This window comes from Acidovorax sp. JMULE5 (genome assembly GCF_013376875.1).
Lineage (GTDB): Bacteria > Pseudomonadota > Gammaproteobacteria > Burkholderiales > Burkholderiaceae_C > Acidovorax > Acidovorax facilis.
This window is the reverse complement of the sequence record NZ_CP035951.1, coordinates 3324712-3344695: the sequence shown is the minus strand read 5'-3', so window position 1 is coordinate 3344695 and position 19984 is coordinate 3324712. Positions and strand designations below refer to the sequence as shown.

Genomic DNA, 19984 nt, shown 5'->3' with positions numbered 1-19984 from the left:
ATGCTCATAAAAATATAGCTACTGGCGCTTGATGGATAAGCGCTAGAGGCCAATATCATTCAAAAACACCACGGCGAACGCCTTGAAAATATTCCAGCGAGAGCAGCGATCCCTGTTCGGCGAAATCCTCGACTGGATGCTCACGCCGCTGCTGCTGCTGTGGCCCGTCAGCCTGGCGCTGACCTGGCTGGTGGCACAGGGCCTGGCCAACAAGCCGTTTGACCGGGCGCTCGAATACAACGCCCACGCCCTTGCCCAGCTGGTGGGCGTGGCGGGCAACAAGGTGCAGTTCAACCTGCCCCAGCCTGCCAGCGAGATCCTGCGGGCCGATGAGTCCGACATCGTCTACTACCAGGTGCTGGGCCCCGGCGGGGAGTTCCTCTCCGGCGAGCGCGAGCTGCCCGAGCCGCCCGCCGACGAGGTGCCCATGTCCGGCGAGGTGCGCCTGCGCGACGGCGAAATGCGCGGTATCGAGATCCGCGTCGCCTACATCTGGGTGCGCCTGCCCTTGCCAGATACCCCCGTGGCGCTGGTGCAGGTGGCCGAAACGCGCGAAAAGCGCAGCGTGCTGGCCACCGAAATCATCAAGGGCGTGATGCTCCCGCAGTTCGTGATCCTGCCGCTGGCCGTGTTGCTGGTGTGGCTGGCGCTGGCGCGGGGCATCCAGCCGCTCAACCAGCTGGAGCAGCGCATCCGCGCGCGCAACCCCGACGACCTCTCCCCGCTGGACGACCGCACGGTGCCGCTCGAAGTGGCGCCGCTGGTGGCGTCGGTGAACGACCTGCTGCAGCGCCTGAACGACTCGCTGGCCACGCAAAAGCGCTTTCTCGCTGACGCGGCGCACCAGCTCAAAACACCCCTGGCAGGCCTGCGCATGCAGGCCGACCTGGCCCAGCGCGAGGGCACCAGCACGGAAGAGCTCAAGCGTTCGCTGCAGCAAATTGGCCGCTCCAGCATCCGCGCCACACACACCGTCAACCAGCTGCTGGCGCTGGCGCGCGCCGAGGGCAGCGGCGTGGGTTTTGCCCGCCAGCCGTGTGACCTGGCGCGCCTGACCATCGAGGTGGTGCGCGACTCGGTGCCGCGTGCCCTGGAGAAACACATCGACCTGGGCTACGACGGTGCCGAGCCCGGCGCGCCCGGCGTGATGCTCGACGGCAACCCCACGCTGCTCAAGGAACTGGTGCGTAACCTGGTGGACAACGCCCTCAACTACACACCTTCCACGCCCGACAAGCCGGGCGTGGTCACGGCCCGCGTGCTGGCCGATACGTTTGGCCATGTGCTGATGCTGCAGGTCGAAGACTCCGGCCCCGGCGTGCCCGAGGCCGAGCGTGAGCTGGTGTTCCAGCCGTTCTACCGTGCGCTGGGCAGCGAGGCCGACGGCTCCGGCCTGGGCCTGCCCATCGTGCTGGAGATCGCCAGCAAGCACGGCGCCGAGGTCACGCTCGAAGACGCACGCCCGGGCCAGCAGCCGCCGGGCGCGCGCTTCAGCGTGCGTTTTGCCGCGCGCGATGAGGTGGCGGGCGGCTGAACAGCACCGCCCGAATACGGGCACGCCGCAGGGGCGATGCACTACACCCCGCCGCCCCGCGCTGGGCTGCGGCATCATGCGACCTCTTTGACCCCAAGCTGCCACCATGCCTCCATCACCCCGCCGTTTTGTCAACACCCACCCCGGCGTCGTCATTGGCAATTTCCCCTGGTACGAGATGGTGTGGCGCTCGCTGCGCGGCGATTTCAAACCCCGCTCGGACCCCGCCGGGGGCTATGAAGCCTTTGCCCGGCAGTGGAGCGCGCCCGTGGACCACGCGCGTCTGGCGCAGCGCCCGCAGGCACCGGTCGTCACCTGGCTGGGCCATGTGTCCATCCTGCTGCAGGTGGCGGGTCTGAACGTGCTGATGGACCCGACGCTGTGCGGCTTTGCCGGGCCACTCGGCCGCTTTGGCGCACCACGCCGCGTACCGGCACCGCTGACCCCCGAGCAGTTGCCGTCCATCGACGTGGTGCTGATCTCGCACAACCACTACGACCATCTGTGCTACGGCACCTTGCGCCGCCTGCGCGACGCGGGCCAGTCGCCGCGTTTTGTGGTGCCCCTGGGCCTGGGAGGTTGGTTCACCCAGCGCGGCATGGGCCCCGTGACCGAGCTGAACTGGTGGGAACACACCGACATCGCCCCGGGTGTGCGGGTGCACTTCACGCCCGCCCAGCACTGGAGCCGCCGCACCCCGTGGGATACCAACGCCTCGCTGTGGGGCGGCTATGCGCTGGAATGGGCGCGCCCGGACGCTGGGGACCCCTGGCGTTTTCTGTTTCCGGGCGATACGGGCTACAGCGACGACTTCAAGGCCATCCGCCAGCGCCTGGGGGCCGTGGATTTCCTGGCCCTGCCCATCGGCGCCTACCTGCCGCGCGATTTCATGAAGCCCATGCACGTGAACCCCGAGGACGCCGTGCAGCTGATGCTGGATGTGGACGCCAAGCAGGCCATGGGCGTGCACTGGGGCACGTTCATGCTGACGCAGGAGGCGTTTGACCACCCTCCGCGCGACGTGGCCGCTGCACTGGCGCAGCGCGGCCTGCCGCAGGACCGGGTCTGGCTCATGCGCCACGGCGAGACGCGCGCCGTCCCGATGTGACAACCGGCGGCGCAAGCGATGGCCCTGCCATCGCAGCTGCTGCGGTTACGCGCAGTTGCGCAGCGTCTTGCCCGCCATGGCGCTGCGTAGCGCATCAAACTGCGGGCGCAGTGCGTCGGTCACGGCGGGCAGGCGCAGCGTGAAGCCGGGGGACTCGGGCCGCTCCTGGATCACGCGGGCCGTGCGCACGCCCTTGTTGCCCAGGTTGGCCAGTTCGCGCTCTGCGGCCTCTTTGGACGAAAAACGGCCGAGCGAGAGGCCGTATTCCAGTGTGCCGCCTGCCCGGTCGTGGTCTACCTTGCGGGCTCGCAGTTCGGCGCGTTTGCGGTCCAGCGTTTCCAGGTCTTCAAAGCGGCCCATGTAGACCATCCAGCGGCCCGGGATGGGCGTGGGCTCCAGCAGCCAGCTGCCCGGCGGCAGGTTGGCGGCGGCGGTACGCAGGGCGTCGGCCTGGCGCTCGTCAAATACACCGGCCTGCAGGCATTCGGCGGTATCGGCAGGGGGTGGGGAGGAGGCGGCGGAAGACGCCACGTCGGCCGATACGGTGGCCGTGCCGGGGGTGGAGGGAGAGGGCGGGGGGGAGGACGAAGAAGAGGAGGAGGAAGAGGTTTTGCTGGGGTTCACACGCAGGATCTGCAGCGTCTCGGGTCGGATCTGCTGGTTCATGCGCTGCGGCTCGGCCTGTACCTCGGGGGCAAAGCCCCAGTCCTTGAGCAGCCCTTGCGACCACGCGTAGTAGCCCGCGTTGGCCAGCAGCAGTGCGATCACGGCAAGACGGAGCATGGAGCGCGGCCTTTCAGGAACATCGAGATCAACAAAGGGAGCTTTTTCACACCGGAGGCACCGCAGTGGGCCGCACGCTGATTTCGGAACTCGTGATGGCTTGCATGCCGCCCGCAGTGTGCACCAGCAGCGCACCATCGTCCCCCACGCCGTGCGCCGTGCCGGTGTGGCCGTCGCTCAGCGTCACGGCCCGGCCCTGCAGCACATCGCGGGCTGCAAAGCGGGGCTGCATGGGGCCAAAGCCGTAGCCCTCGAACGACTGCAGCATGGCCACCAGCGCGGGCACGATGCGCAGCAGGGCGGAGGGGGCGTCCAGGCCGGGCTCTACGTCCTGCAAGCTGCCGGGCGGCATGCTCATGCCCTCGGCGCTGCGCGGCAGCACGTTGATGCCGATGCCCACCACCACATACCGTGCGGTGCTGGCACTGGCTGTTGCAGCAGAGGCTGCCTGGGGCGCCACAAAACTCGCGGTCTCCACCAGGATGCCGCCAAGCTTGCGGTCACCCGCCGTGCCGCCCAGCCAGAGGTCGTTGGGCCACTTGAGCCCCACACGCGCGGGCTGGTCGGCGCCCAGAGCGGGCAGCACGGGCTGCAGGCTTTCAGCCACGCTCACCCCCACAGCGAGCGAGAGACCCGACCAATCCTGCGGCGCCAGCGGCAGCCCCAGCGACATCATGAGGGATGGTATGGCCCCCACGCTTGCCGCTTCGCGTGCGGCGCTGCCCCCCAAGGGGGCCTTCGCAGCTTGGGGCGGCCCGGCGCTGCTCACATCCACACCGCTTTGCCACACCCGTCCCAGCCGCCCGCGCCCGGCGGTCTGCTGCTCGGCCACCAGCAGCGTGGGCTCGCACTGGCCGTTGCGCGCGCGGCGCATCAGCTCGGTGTTGGTGGAGTCGATGGTGGGCAGCACCTCGACGGTAAAGCCCGGTAACAGCGGTGACACCGCTTCCCAGATGGCCTCGGCGGGCCAGCGGATGGGGGAGGCGGCGCTCACTGGCTTCGGCCCCGTGGCTTGGTGGTTGAAGGCGCTTTGGGGGCTTTGGCTTTCTTGGCGGAAGACTGGGCTAGAGAGGGTTTGGATGGTGGCAACGGCACCGGTGGTGCCCAGCCACGCTTGGGCGCCAGCAGCGTGCCCCGGCAGTTCTTGCTGCCGCACCAGCAGGGGTATTCGGCCTTGAGTTTCTTGGTGTAGCGCTCTTCGATGATCAGGCCGTAGTCGTAGTTCAGCTCTTCGCCCGCCTTGATATTGCGCAGCGCGGTGATAAAAATGCGGCCGTCCCGCTCATCGGCGTAGCAGTTGGGGTTGCAGCTGTGGTTGATCCAGCGCGACGAATTGCCGCCGAACTTTGCGTCGATCACGTGGTCTTCATCCACATGAAAGTAGAACGTGTGGTTGGGTTGCAGGGGGTCGTGTGGGTGCCGGTCCTGCGCTTCCTGCCAGCCAATCACTTCGCCCGTGTACTCCACAAGGACTTCGCCTTCCGCAATATCCTGCACGGCAAACACGCCCTTGCCATGGACGCCAGAGCGCCGGGTCTGGATGCGGCGGCCCGGTGCAAGGGTGGGGGCGGCAGGCGATGCGGAGCGGGGCATGGCAAAAACTCTGTTAACTTGATAGTGCACACATGTGTGCGTGCGCGTGTATGCGTGTGCATGCGCGTGAGACCCGAATTGTAGAAGCGCCCGGAACCCGGGCAACCAGAATGACTGGCGAGAGCCCCAAAATGACCAAGACCCTGGTAATTGCAGAAAAACCCTCTGTCGCGCAAGACATCGTGCGCGCATTGACCCCCGTGGCCGGAAAGTTCGACAAACACGAAGACCACTTCGAGAACGACCGCTATGTAGTCACCAGCGCCGTGGGCCACCTGGTAGAGATCCAGGCGCCCGAAGAGTTTGACGTGAAGCGTGGCAAGTGGAGCTTTGCGCACCTGCCCGTGATCCCACCGTACTTCGACCTGAAGCCCGTGGACAAGACCAAGACGCGCCTGAACGCCGTGGTCAAGCAAGCCAAGCGCAAGGACGTGACGCAACTCATCAACGCCTGTGACGCGGGCCGCGAGGGTGAGTTGATCTTCCGTTTGATCGAGCAATACGCTGGCGGCGCCAAGCCCCTGGGCAAACCGGTCAAGCGCCTGTGGCTGCAATCCATGACGCCCCAGGCCATCCGCGACGGCTTTGACGCACTGCGCACCGAGCAGCAGATGGCGGGCCTGGCCAGTGCAGCCCGCAGCCGGTCTGAGGCCGACTGGCTGGTGGGCATCAACGGCACCCGCGCCATGACGGCGTTCAACTCGCGCGATGGCGGGTTCTTCCTGACCACCGTGGGCCGGGTGCAGACGCCCACCCTGTCGCTGGTGGTGGAGCGCGAAGAAAAGATCCGCAAGTTCATCAGCCGCGACTACTGGGAAATCCACGCCACCTTTGGCGCCCAGGCCGGTGAATACCCCGCCAAGTGGTTCGACCCCAAGTGGAAGAAGGGCGAGGATGTGGAAGCCCGCGCCGACCGCGTGTGGTCTGCCGCAGAAGCCCAGGCGATTGCCAACGCCGTGCGCGGCAAGCAGGCCACGGTCACCGAAGAGAGCAAGCCCACCACGCAAGCCTCGCCCCTGCTGTTCGACCTGACCAGCCTGCAGCGCGAGGCCAACGGCAAGTTCGGCTTCAGTGCCAAGACCACGCTGGCCCTGGCGCAAAGCCTGTACGAGCGTCACAAGGCCCTGACCTACCCGCGTACCGATTCGCGCGCGCTGCCCGAAGACTATCTGCCCGTGGCCAAGCAGACCTTCGAGATGCTGGCCGACAGCGGCATGCGCCACCTGGCGCCGCACGCGCTCACCGCGCTGAACAACAACTACATTCGCCCGTCCAAGCGCATCTTCGACAACAGCAAGGTGAGCGATCACTTTGCCATCATCCCTACACTGCAGGCGCCCAGCGGGCTGAGCGAGGCCGAACAAAAGCTGTACGACCTGGTGGTGCGCCGCTTCATGGCGGTGTTCTTCCCCAGCGCTGAATACACCGTGACCACGCGCATCAGCACCGTGGCGCCCCACAGCTTCAAGACCGAAGGCAAGGTGCTGGTCAAGCCGGGCTGGCTGGCCATCTACGGCAAGGAAGCGGCGGAGGAGGTGGAAGGCGGCAAGGACGGCGACAAGGGCCAGAACCTGGTGCCCGTGAAGCCCGGTGAAATGGTCAACACCCTGCAGGTGGACCCCAAGGGCCTCAAGACCAAACCGCCCGCACGTTATTCCGAAGCCACGCTGCTGGGCGCCATGGAAAGCGCGGGCAAGCAGATCGACGACGACGAACTGCGCGAAGCCATGCAGGAAAAAGGCCTGGGCACGCCAGCCACGCGCGCGGCCATCATTGAAGGCCTGCTGACTGAAAAGTACATGCTGCGCGAAGGCCGCGAGATCATCCCCACGGCCAAGGCGTTTCAACTGATGACGCTGCTGCGCGGGCTGGAGGTCGAAGAACTCTGCCGCGCCGACCTGACCGGCGAGTGGGAGTTCAAGCTCTCGCAAATGGAAAAGGGCCTGCTCAGCCGCGAATCCTTCATGGCCGAGATCGCCGCCATGACCGAGCGCATGGTCAAGAAGGCCAAGGAATACGACCGCGACACCATCCCTGGCGACTACGCCACGCTCGAATCGCCGTGCCCCAACTGCGGCGGCGTGGTCAAAGAGAACTACCGCCGCTTTGCCTGCGTGGGCAAACCCGGCTCGGAAGGCTGCGGATTCAGCTTTGGCAAGTCGCCCGCAGGCCGCACGTTTGAAACCGCAGAGGCCAACGCCCTGCTGCGCGACAAGAAGATCGGCCCGCTGGAAGGCTTCCGCTCCAAGGCGGGCTGGCCGTTCACGTCCGAGATCGTCATCAAGTACGACGACGAGGCGCACAACTACAAGCTCGAATTCGACTTTGGCGATGACAAGAAAGGCGAAGAGTCCGGCGAGATCGTCGAGTTTGAAGACGCGTCGCTGGGTGCCTGCCCCATTTGCGGATCGGAAGTGCATGAGCACGGCAGCAACTACGTGTGCAGCAAGGCCGTGCCCACCGCTGCGCAGCCCACACCGAGTTGCACCTTCAAAAGCGGCAAGATCATCCTGCAACAGCCTGTGGAGCGCGAGCAGATGACCAAGCTGCTGGACACCGGCAAGACCGACCTGCTCGACAAGTTCGTGAGCATGCGCACGCGCCGCGCCTTCAAGGCCCACCTGGCGTGGGACAAGGAGGCGGGCAAAGTCAACTTTGAGTTTGCGCCCAGCAAGTTCCCGCCGCGCCCAGGCGCTGCTGCTAAAACGATAGCTGCCAAGGCAGGCAAGACAAGCGCTGCAGCCAAAAAATCCGCCAAACCTGCCGCAGCCAAGAAGGCCCCGGCCACCAAGACCGCTGCCACCAAGGCACCGCGCAAGGCCGCCGCTGGCAAGGCCCCCAGTGCCGCGCTGGCTGCCGTGATCGGCAACGAACCCGTGGCGCGCCCCGAGGCCGTGAAGAAGATGTGGGAATACATCAAGGCCCACAACCTGCAAGACCCCAAGGACAAGCGCACCATCGTCGCCGACGACAAGCTGCGCGCCGTGTTTGGCAAGGACAGCGCGGGCATGTTCGAGCTGGCGGGCATCCTGGGCAACCACCTGGGCGGCGAATGATGCAGCCGCTCCACACGGAACACGCCGCATCGCCCGCACGGTTCGCACAAGGCTTCTGGCGCACCACGCTGGCGGCTTTGGCGGTTGCCGGGGCGCTGGGTGGTTGCAGCAGTACCGCAGGCTCCGCGCGCTCCAGCGACCCGGCCAGCCAGCAGCAGCCTCAGGGTGCCAGCGGCGTTACCGTGTTTGGCGACATCGATGTGGGCGTGACGAAAGAGCGCACGCGCTGACGGTGCTTGTGCTGCCGTCGGCTGAAGCCTGCCATCATCCGGCACAGCGCCGCGCAGATGATGGCGCTTGAGCCCCAGGGGAAAGAACGATGGGCGAAACCGCACTGTCCTTGCAGATAGCCACCACGGTCCACCACCGCATCCACACCGTCACCGTACGCATGGATTCGGTGGGCTGGGTGGTCTCGGGCACCAAGCACCTGGTCACGCCCGGCGGCGGCCACCGCTACCCCCGCGGGCGGGTGTTTGTGCTGCCGCGTGGCGCGCAGTGGGAGGTGGTGAACGACCCGGCGCCCCAAGGCCGCTATGTGGCGCGGCTCCTGTGTTTTGCGCCCGAGTTGGTGGAGCAGTTTCACCGCCAGTTTGGCCAGTTTGCAGCCGTCCCGCCAGTGCAGGGCTGCGCAGGCCTGGCGGCCGACGCCACCTTTGAAGACAGTTTCACGCGCGCCGTGGCCGCGCTGGAGAGCGATGCCAGCTCGCAGGCACTGCGCGAACACCGCGCGCTCGAAGTGCTGCTGATGCTGGCCGAGGCGGGCATCGTCTTCGCCCCGCCGGGCGAGCTGGGCTGGGCTGAACGCGTGCGCCGCCTGGTCGGCCCCAGCCCGCAGGCCGACTGGACGGTGGAGCGCATCGCCGCCGCCTTTGCCACCAGCGCGAGCACCCTGCAGCGCCGCCTGGCGCAAGAGGGCGAGACCGTGAGCCAGTGCCTGCGCGATGTGCGGCTGGAGACGGCGCTGGTGCTGCTGCAAAGCTCCACGCTGCAGGTGTCCGAGATTGCGGCCCGCTGCGGCTATGAATCGCACAGCCGCTTCAGCGCGGCCTTCCGCGAACGTTTCGGCTTTCCGCCTTCGCAGCTGCGGCCCTGATGGCTGCGGCTGACGCGCAGCGCACAGCCATTGACGCCGCCGGGCCAATGCGAAGGCGCGGCGCGCAGCACCATCAAGCCCTTGTCTCACACCGCTACTGCAAGGAGCTTTTCAGATGACCCACCCACTTTCACGCCCCCTTCGCGTTGGCGCCGCCATCGCGGCACTCGCCACCATCGGCTTGGCCCCTGCCGCCCACGCCCAGGCCTTCGCGCTCACCAGCCCCGACTTTGCCGAAGGCAGCACACTGCCCCAGCGCTTCGAGTTCAAGGGCTTTGGCTGTGCGGGCGACAACCAATCACCCGCCCTGCGCTGGAGCGGTGCACCCGCAGGCACCCAAAGCTTCGCCGTCACCGCCTACGACCCCGATGCCCCCACCGGCTCGGGCTGGTGGCATTGGTCGGTGGTCAACATCCCCACCAGCACCACCGAGCTTCGGCCCGATGCGGGTGCTGCCGGCGGCGCCAAGCTGCCCGCAGGCGCCAGCCATGTGCGCATTGACTACGGCGTGGCCGCCTGGGGTGGGGCCTGCCCGCCCGAAGGCGATGCGCCGCACCGCTACATCTTCACCGTGCACGCGCTCAAGGTGCCGCGCCTGGACTTGCCTGCCGACGCCACCGCCGCGCTGGCCGGCTACATGATCAACGCCAACAGCCTGGGCAAGGCCACGCACACGGCGCGCTATGGGCGCCCTGCGGCCAAAGGCAAGCAGCCGTGATACCGCGTGGTCGGGTGGGCGTCGTGATGTTTTAAGCTTGGTGGTCACCCACCACACCACAGGCCCACCCCATGCGCAGCACCCGCGAACGCACCCTCTGGTCCATCCTGGCCGCACTGCTGCTGGCCGCCGCAGCCGCCGCATGGTGGACGGCCGACCAGTGGCTGCCCCACGCCGGGCCATGGACCGAGCAGGCCTGGAAGAAGATCACCCGCCCCGGCTCCGACACCTTGCCGCCCGGCAAGCAGCAGCCCGCCGCACAAGCCCGCTCTGCGAACAGTGGCGCGTCTGAGCCCGTGGCCCCGCAGCCGCGCAAGTGCGTGAAGGACGGCCGCACGACCTACACCGACCAGCCCTGCCTCAAGGACACGCAGGAGCTGCCGGTGGATGGCGCTGTGACATCGCTGCCGCGCGCGCAGTAAGTTCATGAAGATGGCGTGCAGCGGCTCGTCCGCCGGTGCGAGGCATGTCGTTTTTTTCCTAGCCCGCCAGGGGGCTGCGCGGATTCAATCGGTGCGTTGATTCACTACCCAAGGCCTCTCTCTTTCTCTTGAGAGGGCCGCATGCACCGATGCAAAACCACACCCACCTGCGCGCATTTTTTCTTCTGCTGGCCCTTCTGGGCCTGGCCGTCCCTTGGTACTTCAACACCGTGTATTTTTTGGCGGGCGGCAGCGTGATGCCCGACGTTTTCTGGCGCGATGCCTTTGCCAATGCATTGACCACCGGCATCACCTGCGACGTGTACCTGGCCGCCGTGGCGTTCTCCGCGTGGGTGGCGGCAGACCGCAGCCTGGGCGCGTGGCGCTGGGCTTACATCGCCGCCTGCTTTGGCATTGGCCTCGCGTTTGTGATGCCGCTGTACCTGGCTCAGCGCTTGCGCGTGGGCTCCACGGGTGGGGCAGGTTGATTCGGTAGGGTCTGTGCCCCAATCTGCAAGGGCCAGTGCGCGGTCAGTGGGCTGCGCGTGCCCTGCACCAGGGCCTGGAGCGGATGGCCCGCCAGCCTGCGCACATCGCGCGCCATGTGCGACTGGTCGTAGTAGCCCTGGTCGGCCGCCAGGTCCACCACCGGGCTGCCGGGCGTGGCGAGGGCGTTGCCCAGCGTGCTGTTCAGCCGGGCAATCACCTGAAACTGCTTGGGCGCCATGCCCCAGTGCGCCACAAAGCGCCGTTCAAACTGCCGCTGGCTCAGGCCCATGTGCTGATTCGCGCCTAGGGCATCGTCGTGGGCCGCCTGCAAGAGGGCCAGGGCTTGCAGCCGCCGTGCTTCACACGGTGACGGCGGCGCGACCAGCTGCCGGACGAACTGGCACAGCACCGCGATCCGCGCGGCATCATCCCGCGCAGCATGCACGCCGTGCTCCACCTCGGTCCACCCAGGGCCCACCAGTTCTGCCAGCGGCCGCAGCGTGTTCACCAAACCGCGTGCGCTGGTAAACAGCGCCGCCGCGGCTTCAGGCTGCAGCACCAGCCCCACGGCCCGCACCGGCCCACCGTGTTCGTACACCGTGGCCGTGGTGCTGGCACTGATCCAGGCCGCTGGCGGCAACAGTGCGCCCCGGCAATGCACCTGCCCGGCCAGCCGCACCACCAGCATGCTCGACACCATCGCCGGAAAATGCGACTGCGCCAGCTCCGCCGGGGCGTCGACCACCACCCCCGCCATCAACCATGGCTGCAAATCAGAGGGCACGGGCACAAAACGCTGCATGCCCGGATTCTGCACACGGTCGCGCCCCATGCATTCCTCCAGCCACCCGTGCGACATGCGCCTGCCGCACCGCCCGACTATCCTTGTTGTTTCAATACCCCCACCCACCACACTCCCCGCACGCACCATGCAGCAAGAGCAAGCCCCCACCCGATCCCTCCCCCTCGCAGGCGCCACCAACTTTCGAGACCTTGGCGGCTACACCGGCCACGGCGGGCGGCCCGTGAAGTGGCGGCGCATCTTTCGCTCGGACCACCTCGCCGCCCTGACCCCCGAGGACCAGGCCCTGCTGGCCCAGCTGGGCGTGGCCCGCGCGGTGGACTTTCGCGGCAAGGCCGAAAGCGCTGCCTATGCCTACGCGCTGCCCGGCATCGCCTACCACCCGCTCGCCATCGAGCCCACCGTGGTGCAGCGCGCGCTCGACCTGCAGCGCACCGGCCGCCAGCTCACCGCGCAAGACGCCGTGGGGCTCATGCAAGACACCTACCGCGGCTTTGTGCACGACAACGCCCCGCGCTTTGCCGAGCTGTTCAAGCTGCTGCTGGCCAGCGACACCCCACCCCCCCCATCTCCCGCCGACGCGCAGACGACGCGCCCGCCCCACCGTCTTCCACTGCACCGCTGGCAAAGACCGCACCGGCTTCGCCGCCGCCCTCATCCTGCTCACCCTCGGCGTGCCGCGCGATGTGGTCATGCACGACTACCTGCTCACCAACACCCTCTACCAGCGCCCGCCGGGCATGGGCAGCCACGCGCCCGAGGAAGTGCTGGCCGTGCTGTGGCGCGTGCAAGAAGAATTTCTGGACGCCGCCCTGCACAAGGTAGACACCGAGTTTGGCGGCCTACAGCCGTATCTGGTGGACGTGCTGGGCGTGGACGCCGCCGCGCAGACAGAGCTGGCGGGGCGCTATCTGCAGGCGGCGGTGTAGCCAATTCGCATCAAGACCCCGAAGAATCGCGCGGCACCCTGTACGTGGGTTTGTGCCGTGCAAATTCCGTTTGCTATCAAAGCAGAAGCTGCCAATGCAATACAGCAAGGCGATAGAGCCATGTTGGCTGATTCTTTTTGCCGTACTCTCGCCCCGCACAACCCGCCGTACCTACCAACTTTCGCAGGTTGTGCCGCGCTCCCTCACCCCCTACAGTCAAGTAACAAATGCACACAAGGGCGGGAACAGGGAGGAGAGGCTGACAGCAAAGGCGACAGACAGGGTTGCTACTAGCACCGGGCGCGTACCTTCGGGATGAAGGCATGCAGCCTGGTGAGAAGCGCCTTGCTGAGCAGCCCGAACACAGGGTCGAAGGCAACGACGACCTGCTCAGGGACCGCAGCTGCTACTGCGGTCCCGTGGGCCCCGGCAGGTACAGGCCGATTGCAAAATCGGGTTGCACCTGCCGGGGCCTGTTGAGCGAATACTGCAGTGCTCAACTGCTCATAAATCAATAGCTGCAGGCGCTTCACCACCAAGCGCTAGAGGCCTATTTGGTCAAAATTCTCAACGAAATGAAGGCGGCGCAGGGCCAGCAAGCCCCTAGTGCGGTGTTGCACGCTATCCGGCACTTAAAACCGCGTCTTTTCGGCCAGAGCTGCGTTGCAAATCCGCGCGATACCTACGGGTATCGCTGTGGTTTGCGCCTTGCCCTGACCAAAAATCCATCGGTTTTCAATGTGCCGTCAAGCGTGCAACACCACACTAGCGCCCGCCACACTCACCCCGCACTGGGCTGCATCCGCCCCCCAGCCGCACCCTGGCCCCGCACCCGCCAATACAGCCAGCCCATGATCGACAGGTTCAGCAGGTTCCACCCCATGCCGTTGATGAACGCCGCCTGGTAGCTGCCCGTCACGTCAAAAATCCAGCCCGACATCCAGCCCCCCAGCGCCATGCCAATCAGCGTGGCCATGATCACCGCGCCCACCCGGGCGCCCGCCTCTTGCGGCGCGAAATACTCACGGATGATGATGGCGTACGCAGGCACGATGCCGCCCTGGAACAGCCCGAACATCGCCGAGATCACATACAGCGGCACCAGCCCGTCAAACGGCAGAAACAGCGCCAGCCCCACCCCCTGTAACGCCGACCCCAGCAGCAGCGTGCGCACGCCGCCAATGCGGTCGCAGATCACGCCCGACACCAGGCGGCTGACAATGCCGCACGCCAGCATCAGCGACAGCATCTCGGCCCCCCGCGCCGCGCCAAAACCCAGGTCGGTGCAATACGCCACGATGTGCACCTGCGGCATCGCCATGGCCACGCAGCACGCCACGCCCGCCACGCACAGCAGCAACTGCGCGTGTACCGGGCGCAAGCCAAACGGGCGGCTGCGGTCCAGTGCCAAGGGAACCAATGGTGCGGACGCAGTCGCTGTACAAGCAGAAGCACCCAGCGCAGCACCCCCTGCCGAAGGTGACGACGACGCAGGCACCACGGCCGCAGCATCCATTAGCACCATCGGCGCCCGCTGCCGCATGCGCAGCGCCAGCAGCAGCATGCCCGCTCCACACACCAGACCCATCAGCACATAGGTCTGGCGCCAACCAATGGCTTCGATGCCGTGCTGCACGATGGGCGGCCACAGCGCACCCGCGATGTAGTTGCCACTGGCGCAGATCGCCACCGCAATGCCGCGCCGCTTGTTCCACCACAGCGCCGTGTCGGCCATCAACGGCGCAAACGTGGCCGAACTGCCCACCAGCCCCATCAGCCCATGGGCCAGCCCAAAGATCCAGATGCTGCCCGACAGCCCCGCCCACACAAAGCCGCCACACACCGCCACCGCCCCCACGCACAACACCGGCATCAGCCCATGCCGGTCGGCCATCCGCCCCGTCCACAGCCCGCCCAGCCCCAGGCACACCATCATCAGCGTGTAGGGCAGGGATGCATCCGCACGGCCTACGCCGAACTCCGCCTGCACGGCGGGCAGCACCACCGACACCACATACATGCTGCTGTTGCCCAGCACCACCAGGCCCAGGGTGGTCAGCAGGCGCCAGGCGGCTTGGGGGGAGTCGATGAGGGATGCCGGGGCGGCGGTGGATGTGGTGGGTACGGAGATGTGGAGCATGCGGGGCAATTTACTCCACTGGGCTTCAGAGGTGGGCCGGGGTAGCGCCAGCATCGGCGGGTTGTAGATCTACGCGTCGCGAGTTGATATGGTTTTGATAGCTGTTGCCGCTTTGTAGATAGGCGCTAGAGGCTAGTTTTGCTTGAAATTTCTGTTACGGAGCTTGCCGTGCGTTAGTGAGTAAGCGCACCTGCTGAATCCAACGGCGTGATATTCAAAGGTTGCGCCCCGCCCAGTCAGCCTCTAAAGTGCCTTACAAATGCATACATGCTTAGGCATGCAGGCGACAACGAAGAAACCCCCGTAGTCGTGCATTGAATCGCGGCTGAACTTCCCATATACGCCTACTGGAACGCCATAACCGTATTTTTAAAATAATCAAAAAGACAACTTAGAAGGTATTAAAGGCTGGATAATGTCAAAAATAGATGGAAAAGCTTGGAAAACTCTTTTAACCTCAAACGAGGTTTTGGCTCGTTATGGTAATAATGCAATTGGCTTGCTGGCATTAACTTTGAGGTTTGATATAGATGACATTGCGCTGGCTGGCGTGGAGTCTTTTGTAGACGGCAGTAATGATAAAAAGAATGATTTTGTTTATATTGACGAAGAAAGAGGAATTGCTGTCGTAATACAAGCCTACTATACAAAATCACCAAAACAAATAGCACCGTCAAATAAAGCCAGCGACCTCAGTACCGCACTGACTTGGTTATTGGCTGCGCCAGAGGTGGATCTTCCTATTGGCATCAGATCTCATGCCTTGAAAATTAGAAATGGCCTAAAAACGGGCAAGCTTAATAAATTGTACGTTTGGTATGTGCATAATTGCACCGAATCTACCAATGTGGCCAAAGAGCTTGGAAGAGTTCAGCAAGTTTTGGATTCACTGGTAAGCTCTCGCTATAAAAGCGCGAATATTAATACTATTGTTTTAGAGGTGGGAAGCTCAACTTTGACGCAGTGGTATCTGCAAAGCTTTTCGCCAATTTATGTCGACAAGCCTTTCGAAATAACCTGCAACGAGGGTTTTAGTATAAAATCAGAAAAATGGGATGCATTTGTAACGAGCATTTCTGCTCGAGAGCTGTATTTTATATATAAAGATCATAAATCAGATTTATTTTCTGCCAATGTCCGAGACTATCTTGGTGATCGTGAGGCTGATACCAATATAAATTTTGGCATTAAAGAAAGCGTTCGCAAGCAGCCGCAGGATTTTTGGGTGTTCAACAATGGGTTGACTATACTTACGAATGATTTTTCCCATTCAGATTCTGAAAAGAAACTGCTTCTTCAAGGGATGTCCGTAGTTAACGGCGCCCAGACAACAGGAGCAATTGGCACTCTAAAAAACCCTCCAAAAGACGATTCAAAAATTCTTGTAAGGTTCATCAAAGTACACAATACTTCCAGATCCTTGATTGGAAACATCGTTAAATTCAATAACAGTCAAAACAAGGTGACGGCTGCAGATTTTCGAAGTAATGACGAAATTCAAAAGAGGCTTGTAGCTGAGGTCGAGGGAATAGACAAAAGTATTGTTTATCAAGGAGGAAGAAGGGGTGGTGAAGATGCGGCTATAAAAAGAAAGAAAAATGTGATGCCATCTTTCACTGTAGCGCAAGCTCTCGCCTCATTCCATGGAGATCCCGTGAGCGCATACAACAAAAAATCGTTTTTGTGGAACGATGATGCAGCTTATTCGAAAATATTTAACGAAAAGACCACTGGTGCACATATTATATTCGTTTATTCCCTTTTTAAGCGATTGGAGTCGATAAAATTTGATCTTTTAAATATGGCCGGGGAAGAAGGGGTGAAGGCAGTAGATCAAAAGAAAATTGATTTCTTTAGAAAAAGCGGCTCAATATTTGTTTATATATGCTATTTCAAGATGCATTGAAATATTCACTAACAAGCCTGTGAATGATTCTTTTACTCTGGGTTTCGGTGGTGGAGGCTTCGAGGCTGCACTGAGGAATTGGGAGCCCATAATAAGTCAAACCATTTCTTTTGTTCCGACTTTAGAAGGTGGTTTAAAAGGTGGGATGAATCAACGAGAAATTGATCGAGGTGTTGATGGGTTTAAGCAGTTAATTGAAAGTTATTTTTCAAATGTAGCCCTTTCGGAAAATAGATTTACAAGGGCTGTTAGATTTAAATAGCGCTTTCGCATTGTGTGAGCTGCCGGCTGATGACCATTTGATTGCTGCTGGCGCTTATCCCACAGGCGCCAGGGGTCTACTTGTCGCATCCCGGACGATTGCATAGACTCCAAACGCTATCCACTCTTCATGGCGCGAGCGGTTCTAAAGGAGTTGATAGAGTCCTTGCAATCCACCCAGGGAGTGAAGCCATGTTGATAGCCCTGCACAAGAACGCCCGCACCACGCCCGCCGTGCGTGCCGAGATCGCAGCCAGCGATGAACCAGCCAGCGTCCTGGCCCAGCGCTTTGGGATCACTGAGCAGACGGTCTACAAGTGGAAGAAGCGTTCCGTCTTTGCAGACCGCTCTCACACTGCCCACCACCTGCAGACCGTGCTCACGCCAGCACAAGAAACAGTGGTGGTTCACTTGCGGCGTACCTTGCTGTTGCCTTTGGATGACCTGCTGGCCGTGACACGGGAGTTCATCTGTCCCCATGTCTCGCGCTCCGGGCTGGATAGGTGCTTGCGCCGCCATGGAGCGGGCAACCTCAATGCTCTAAAGCCCCAGCAGCCTGCGCTGGCCTACAAGGCCTTCAAGAGCTACGAGCCAGGCTACGTGCACATGGATGTGAAGTACCTGCCCCAGATGCAGGATGAGAGCAGCCGGCGCTACCTGTTCGTGGCCATCGACAGGGCCACGCGATGGGTGTTCGTGCAGTTCAAGGCCAACAAGACAGCTGCCAGTGCACAGGCCTTCCTCAAGGCGTTGCACAAGGCCTGTCCGATCAGGATCAACAAGCTGTTGACCGACAACGGCAAAGAGTTCACGGACCGTCTGTTTGCCAGCCGGGAACGCGAACCCAGCGGCAACCATGAATTCGATCAACTGTGCCAGGAGTTAGGCATCGAGCACCGACTGACCAAGCCCAGAACACCCAGAACCAACGGCATGGTGGAGCGATTTAACGGCCGCATTGCGGACGTTCTGAAGACCCACCGATTCAACAGCCGCGAAGACATGGAGCAGACCTTGTTGCGCTATGTGGCGTTGTACAACCACCAGCTACCGCAGTCAGCGCTCAAGAGCAGTACGCCGATGCAGGCGATGAAAGAGTGGTACCAGACCCACCCGCACCTGTTTCTCAAGCGACCATATGATCGTCCGGGATGCGACATCTACTGACTTGGCCTCAAAAATTTGCCGAATCTGCCTCGGGCCACAGCTGCGGAAACTTGAAGCGCAGTGCATGCTGCGGCGCCTCCTAGCGCACGCATTGTTTGCGCACGATGGCTTCGATGCGGGTTTTGATGGCCTCAAAGTCCAGCAGGCTGGCCATGAAGCGGACTTGGTCCAGGCAGGCGTCCAACACGTAGTCTGCCCAGGCAATCCGCGCCTGCTCGCTCAGGTTGCCGCGCCCGTCCAGGTGGCCACGGCGCAGGCTGTGGGCGTCAACCAGCAGTGCCGGTGCGCCCGTGCGGCCAGCGGTCTTGTTCCATAAGCACTCTACTTAATTGAATTTAACGCACAAACGGAACATACTCCAGGTTCCATGCAAGCCACCGACACCCAAACCCAACGTGTACTGGAACTCGCCAGCCAGCGGGGCCTACTGCGCGCCAGCCATCTGCAAGAGCTGGGCATTGCGCGCGTGGTGTTGTCGCGGCTGACGGCCAGTGGGCAGTTGGAGCGCGTGGGGCGCGGCGTCTATCGGCTGCCGGACGCGCAAGGTGCCGAGCACGAGAGCCTGGCCACCATTGCGGTCAAGGTGCCGCAGGCGGTGTTTTGCTTGCTCACGGCTTTGCAGATTCACGAACTCACCACGCAGTTGCCGCGCCAGGTGTGGATTGCCATGCCCCAGGGCAGCCATGTGCCCAAGATGGACTACCCGCCGGTGAAGATGGTGCAGTTCTCCGGAGAGGCGTATGGCCAGGGCATCGAAGTGGTGCTGGCCGATCAGGTGGAGCTGCGGGTGTATGGCGTGGCCAAAACGATTGCAGATTGCTTCAAGCACCGCAACAAGGTGGGGCTGGATGTAGCCATAGAGGCGCTGAAGGAAGCGCTGGCCGCCAACAAAACCAACGCCAATGATCTGTGGCGGTTTGCCAAGATTTGCCGGGTGGCCAACGTGATGCGGCCCTATCTTGAAGCTTTGGGGCACGGGGGCTGAATGGGGCAAGACCTGGCAGCGTCTGTCCGTGCGCGACTGCTCAACATCGCCAAGGCAGAGCAGACGGATTTCAACGCGGTGCTGGTGCGCTATGCATTGGAGCGCTTTTTGTACCGGCTGAGCCAGTCGGCCCATGCGGACCACTTTGTGCTCAAAGGTGCGATGCTGTTCAACCTTTGGTATGCGATGCCGCACCGGCCCACGCGCGATGTCGACCTGCTGGGCTTTGGGGCGAGCGACCTGGGGGCAATAGCGCAAGCCTTCCGCGAGATCGTGTCGGTTGCAACGGATGACGGCATGGTGTTCGACGCAGCCAGCGTCAGCGTAGAAGAGATTCGCAAAAGCGCGGGCTATGCGGGTGCGCGGGTGTTGGTGTCGGCAGAGTTGGCTCGCGCCCGCTGCAAGACGCAAATCGATATCGGCTTTGGCGACGCCATCACGCCCGGCCCGGTGGTCGCCACCTACCCGGTGCTGATTGCCGACTTTCCAGCGCCTGAGTTGCGCACCTACCCGGTTTACACCGTCGTGGCAGAAAAGTTGCACGCGATGGTGCTTCTGGGCATGACGAACAGCAGGCTCAAAGACTACCTGGACCTGTGGATTCTGTTGGACCGCGAGGCATTGGACCCTGGCATCTTGGCCAGCGCCATTGCCGCCACGTTCAACCGCCGTGGAACCCTGTTGCCGACGGAGTTGCCCATTGGTTTGAGTGACGAGTTTGCTGGCGATGCATCGCGCCAGGCGCTGTGGGCGGCGTTCTTGAGAAAGAACGGTCTCAAGGCGATGCCGCTGGGCGATGTAGTCGGTGCGTTGAGGGAAAGGCTACAGCCAGCACTTGCACATGCGACATCGAATGTTGTCGACCCCGGTTGACCGCAAAAGAGCGTTTACTCTCATTTGAATAGCGGCATGTTCCTATCCCGCCTACGCTAGCAGCCAATTCTCGCGCGAGAGGCTCTTGCTGCTGGGTAGCTCGCCGAGGTCGCAAAGACTAT

At 63.0% G+C, this 19984-nt stretch carries 18 protein-coding genes and 1 pseudogene; 14 read left to right on the top strand and 5 right to left on the bottom strand.

The window, feature by feature from the left end; all coding sequences use genetic code 11:
- The first annotated feature begins 82 nt into the window (after positions 1-82).
- Together EXV95_RS15265 and EXV95_RS15260 are read left to right on the top strand one after the other, a co-directional pair.
- Positions 83-1534, top strand: a complete 1452-nt coding sequence (locus EXV95_RS15265) for a sensor histidine kinase (RefSeq protein WP_176887497.1) — start codon at positions 83-85, stop codon at positions 1532-1534.
- A 106-nt stretch (positions 1535-1640) separates the two neighbouring features.
- Positions 1641-2642, top strand: coding sequence for an MBL fold metallo-hydrolase (locus EXV95_RS15260; RefSeq protein ID WP_176887496.1), 1002 nt, complete (start codon positions 1641-1643; stop codon positions 2640-2642).
- Positions 2643-2687: 45 nt separating this feature from the next.
- Here the strand turns inward: EXV95_RS15260 and EXV95_RS15255 are convergent, their stop codons facing one another.
- The 3 genes from EXV95_RS15255 to EXV95_RS15245 are packed head-to-tail and all read right to left on the bottom strand — an operon-like array spanning position 2688 to position 5018.
- The gene (locus tag EXV95_RS15255; protein WP_176887495.1) at positions 2688-3425 is read right to left on the bottom strand and encodes an SPOR domain-containing protein; all 738 of its coding nucleotides are present in this window, start codon (positions 3423-3425) and stop codon (positions 2688-2690) included.
- A 46-nt stretch (positions 3426-3471) separates the two neighbouring features.
- The gene (locus EXV95_RS15250) at positions 3472-4419 is read right to left on the bottom strand and encodes a biotin--[acetyl-CoA-carboxylase] ligase (RefSeq protein ID WP_176887494.1); all 948 of its coding nucleotides are present in this window, start codon (positions 4417-4419) and stop codon (positions 3472-3474) included.
- Complete coding sequence (locus EXV95_RS15245; protein ID WP_176887493.1) at positions 4416-5018, bottom strand: SET domain-containing protein; 603 nt, start codon at positions 5016-5018, stop codon at positions 4416-4418. The genes EXV95_RS15250 and EXV95_RS15245 overlap by 4 nt, the downstream gene beginning before the upstream one ends.
- Positions 5019-5149: 131 nt before the next feature.
- On the opposite strand from EXV95_RS15245, the gene EXV95_RS15240 reads away from it, so the two are divergent.
- The 6 genes from EXV95_RS15240 (at position 5150) to EXV95_RS15215 (ending at position 10798) form a co-directional block, all read left to right on the top strand.
- The gene (locus EXV95_RS15240; protein ID WP_176887492.1) at positions 5150-8074 is read left to right on the top strand and encodes a DNA topoisomerase III; all 2925 of its coding nucleotides are present in this window, start codon (positions 5150-5152) and stop codon (positions 8072-8074) included.
- Positions 8074-8304 carry a hypothetical protein gene (locus EXV95_RS15235; protein WP_055401716.1) on the top strand — a complete coding sequence of 77 codons (231 nt, stop codon included), beginning with the start codon at positions 8074-8076 and terminating at the stop codon, positions 8302-8304. The genes EXV95_RS15240 and EXV95_RS15235 overlap by 1 nt, the downstream gene beginning before the upstream one ends.
- Before the next feature lie 89 nt (positions 8305-8393).
- Positions 8394-9170, top strand: a complete 777-nt coding sequence (locus tag EXV95_RS15230; RefSeq protein WP_176887491.1) for a helix-turn-helix transcriptional regulator — start codon at positions 8394-8396, stop codon at positions 9168-9170.
- A 115-nt stretch (positions 9171-9285) separates the two neighbouring features.
- Entirely contained in the window at positions 9286-9888 is a 603-nt protein-coding gene (locus EXV95_RS15225) for a YbhB/YbcL family Raf kinase inhibitor-like protein (RefSeq protein WP_176887490.1), read from the top strand.
- Between the two features lie 71 nt (positions 9889-9959).
- The gene (locus EXV95_RS15220) at positions 9960-10310 is read left to right on the top strand and encodes a DUF4124 domain-containing protein (RefSeq protein WP_176887489.1); all 351 of its coding nucleotides are present in this window, start codon (positions 9960-9962) and stop codon (positions 10308-10310) included.
- Between the two features lie 149 nt (positions 10311-10459).
- Entirely contained in the window at positions 10460-10798 is a 339-nt protein-coding gene (locus EXV95_RS15215; RefSeq protein ID WP_176887488.1) for a DUF2834 domain-containing protein, read from the top strand.
- Here EXV95_RS15215 and EXV95_RS15210 read toward each other — a convergent pair.
- Positions 10759-11631 (bottom strand): helix-turn-helix domain-containing protein, encoded by an 873-nt coding sequence (locus EXV95_RS15210; RefSeq protein ID WP_255484752.1) that lies wholly within the window; start codon positions 11629-11631, stop codon positions 10759-10761. The genes EXV95_RS15215 and EXV95_RS15210 overlap by 40 nt on opposite strands.
- A 97-nt stretch (positions 11632-11728) precedes the next feature.
- Between EXV95_RS15210 and EXV95_RS15205 the strand changes: the two are divergent.
- Positions 11729-12530, top strand: a pseudogene (locus EXV95_RS15205) (tyrosine-protein phosphatase).
- A 781-nt stretch (positions 12531-13311) separates the two neighbouring features.
- On the opposite strand, the gene EXV95_RS15200 reads toward EXV95_RS15205, so the two are convergent.
- Positions 13312-14670 carry an MFS transporter gene (locus EXV95_RS15200; protein WP_176887486.1) on the bottom strand — a complete coding sequence of 453 codons (1359 nt, stop codon included), beginning with the start codon at positions 14668-14670 and terminating at the stop codon, positions 13312-13314.
- Positions 14671-15085: 415 nt separating this feature from the next.
- On the opposite strand from EXV95_RS15200, the gene EXV95_RS15195 reads away from it, so the two are divergent.
- The 5 genes from EXV95_RS15195 (at position 15086) to EXV95_RS15175 (ending at position 19862) form a co-directional block, all read left to right on the top strand.
- Complete coding sequence (locus tag EXV95_RS15195) at positions 15086-16576, top strand: AIPR family protein (protein WP_176887485.1); 1491 nt, start codon at positions 15086-15088, stop codon at positions 16574-16576.
- Positions 16577-16595: 19 nt separating this feature from the next.
- Positions 16596-16838, top strand: coding sequence for a hypothetical protein (locus EXV95_RS15190; RefSeq protein ID WP_176887484.1), 243 nt, complete (start codon positions 16596-16598; stop codon positions 16836-16838).
- A gap of 191 nt (positions 16839-17029) precedes the next feature.
- Positions 17030-18004, top strand: a complete 975-nt coding sequence (locus EXV95_RS15185; RefSeq protein ID WP_176887483.1) for an IS481 family transposase — start codon at positions 17030-17032, stop codon at positions 18002-18004.
- 367 nt (positions 18005-18371) lie between these two features.
- Entirely contained in the window at positions 18372-18989 is a 618-nt protein-coding gene (locus tag EXV95_RS15180) for an AbiEi antitoxin N-terminal domain-containing protein (RefSeq protein ID WP_176887482.1), read from the top strand.
- On the top strand, positions 18990-19862 hold the full coding sequence (locus EXV95_RS15175) for a nucleotidyl transferase AbiEii/AbiGii toxin family protein (RefSeq protein WP_176887481.1): 873 nt from the start codon (positions 18990-18992) through the stop codon (positions 19860-19862). It begins immediately after the preceding gene.
- Positions 19863-19984: the final 122 nt, after the last annotated feature.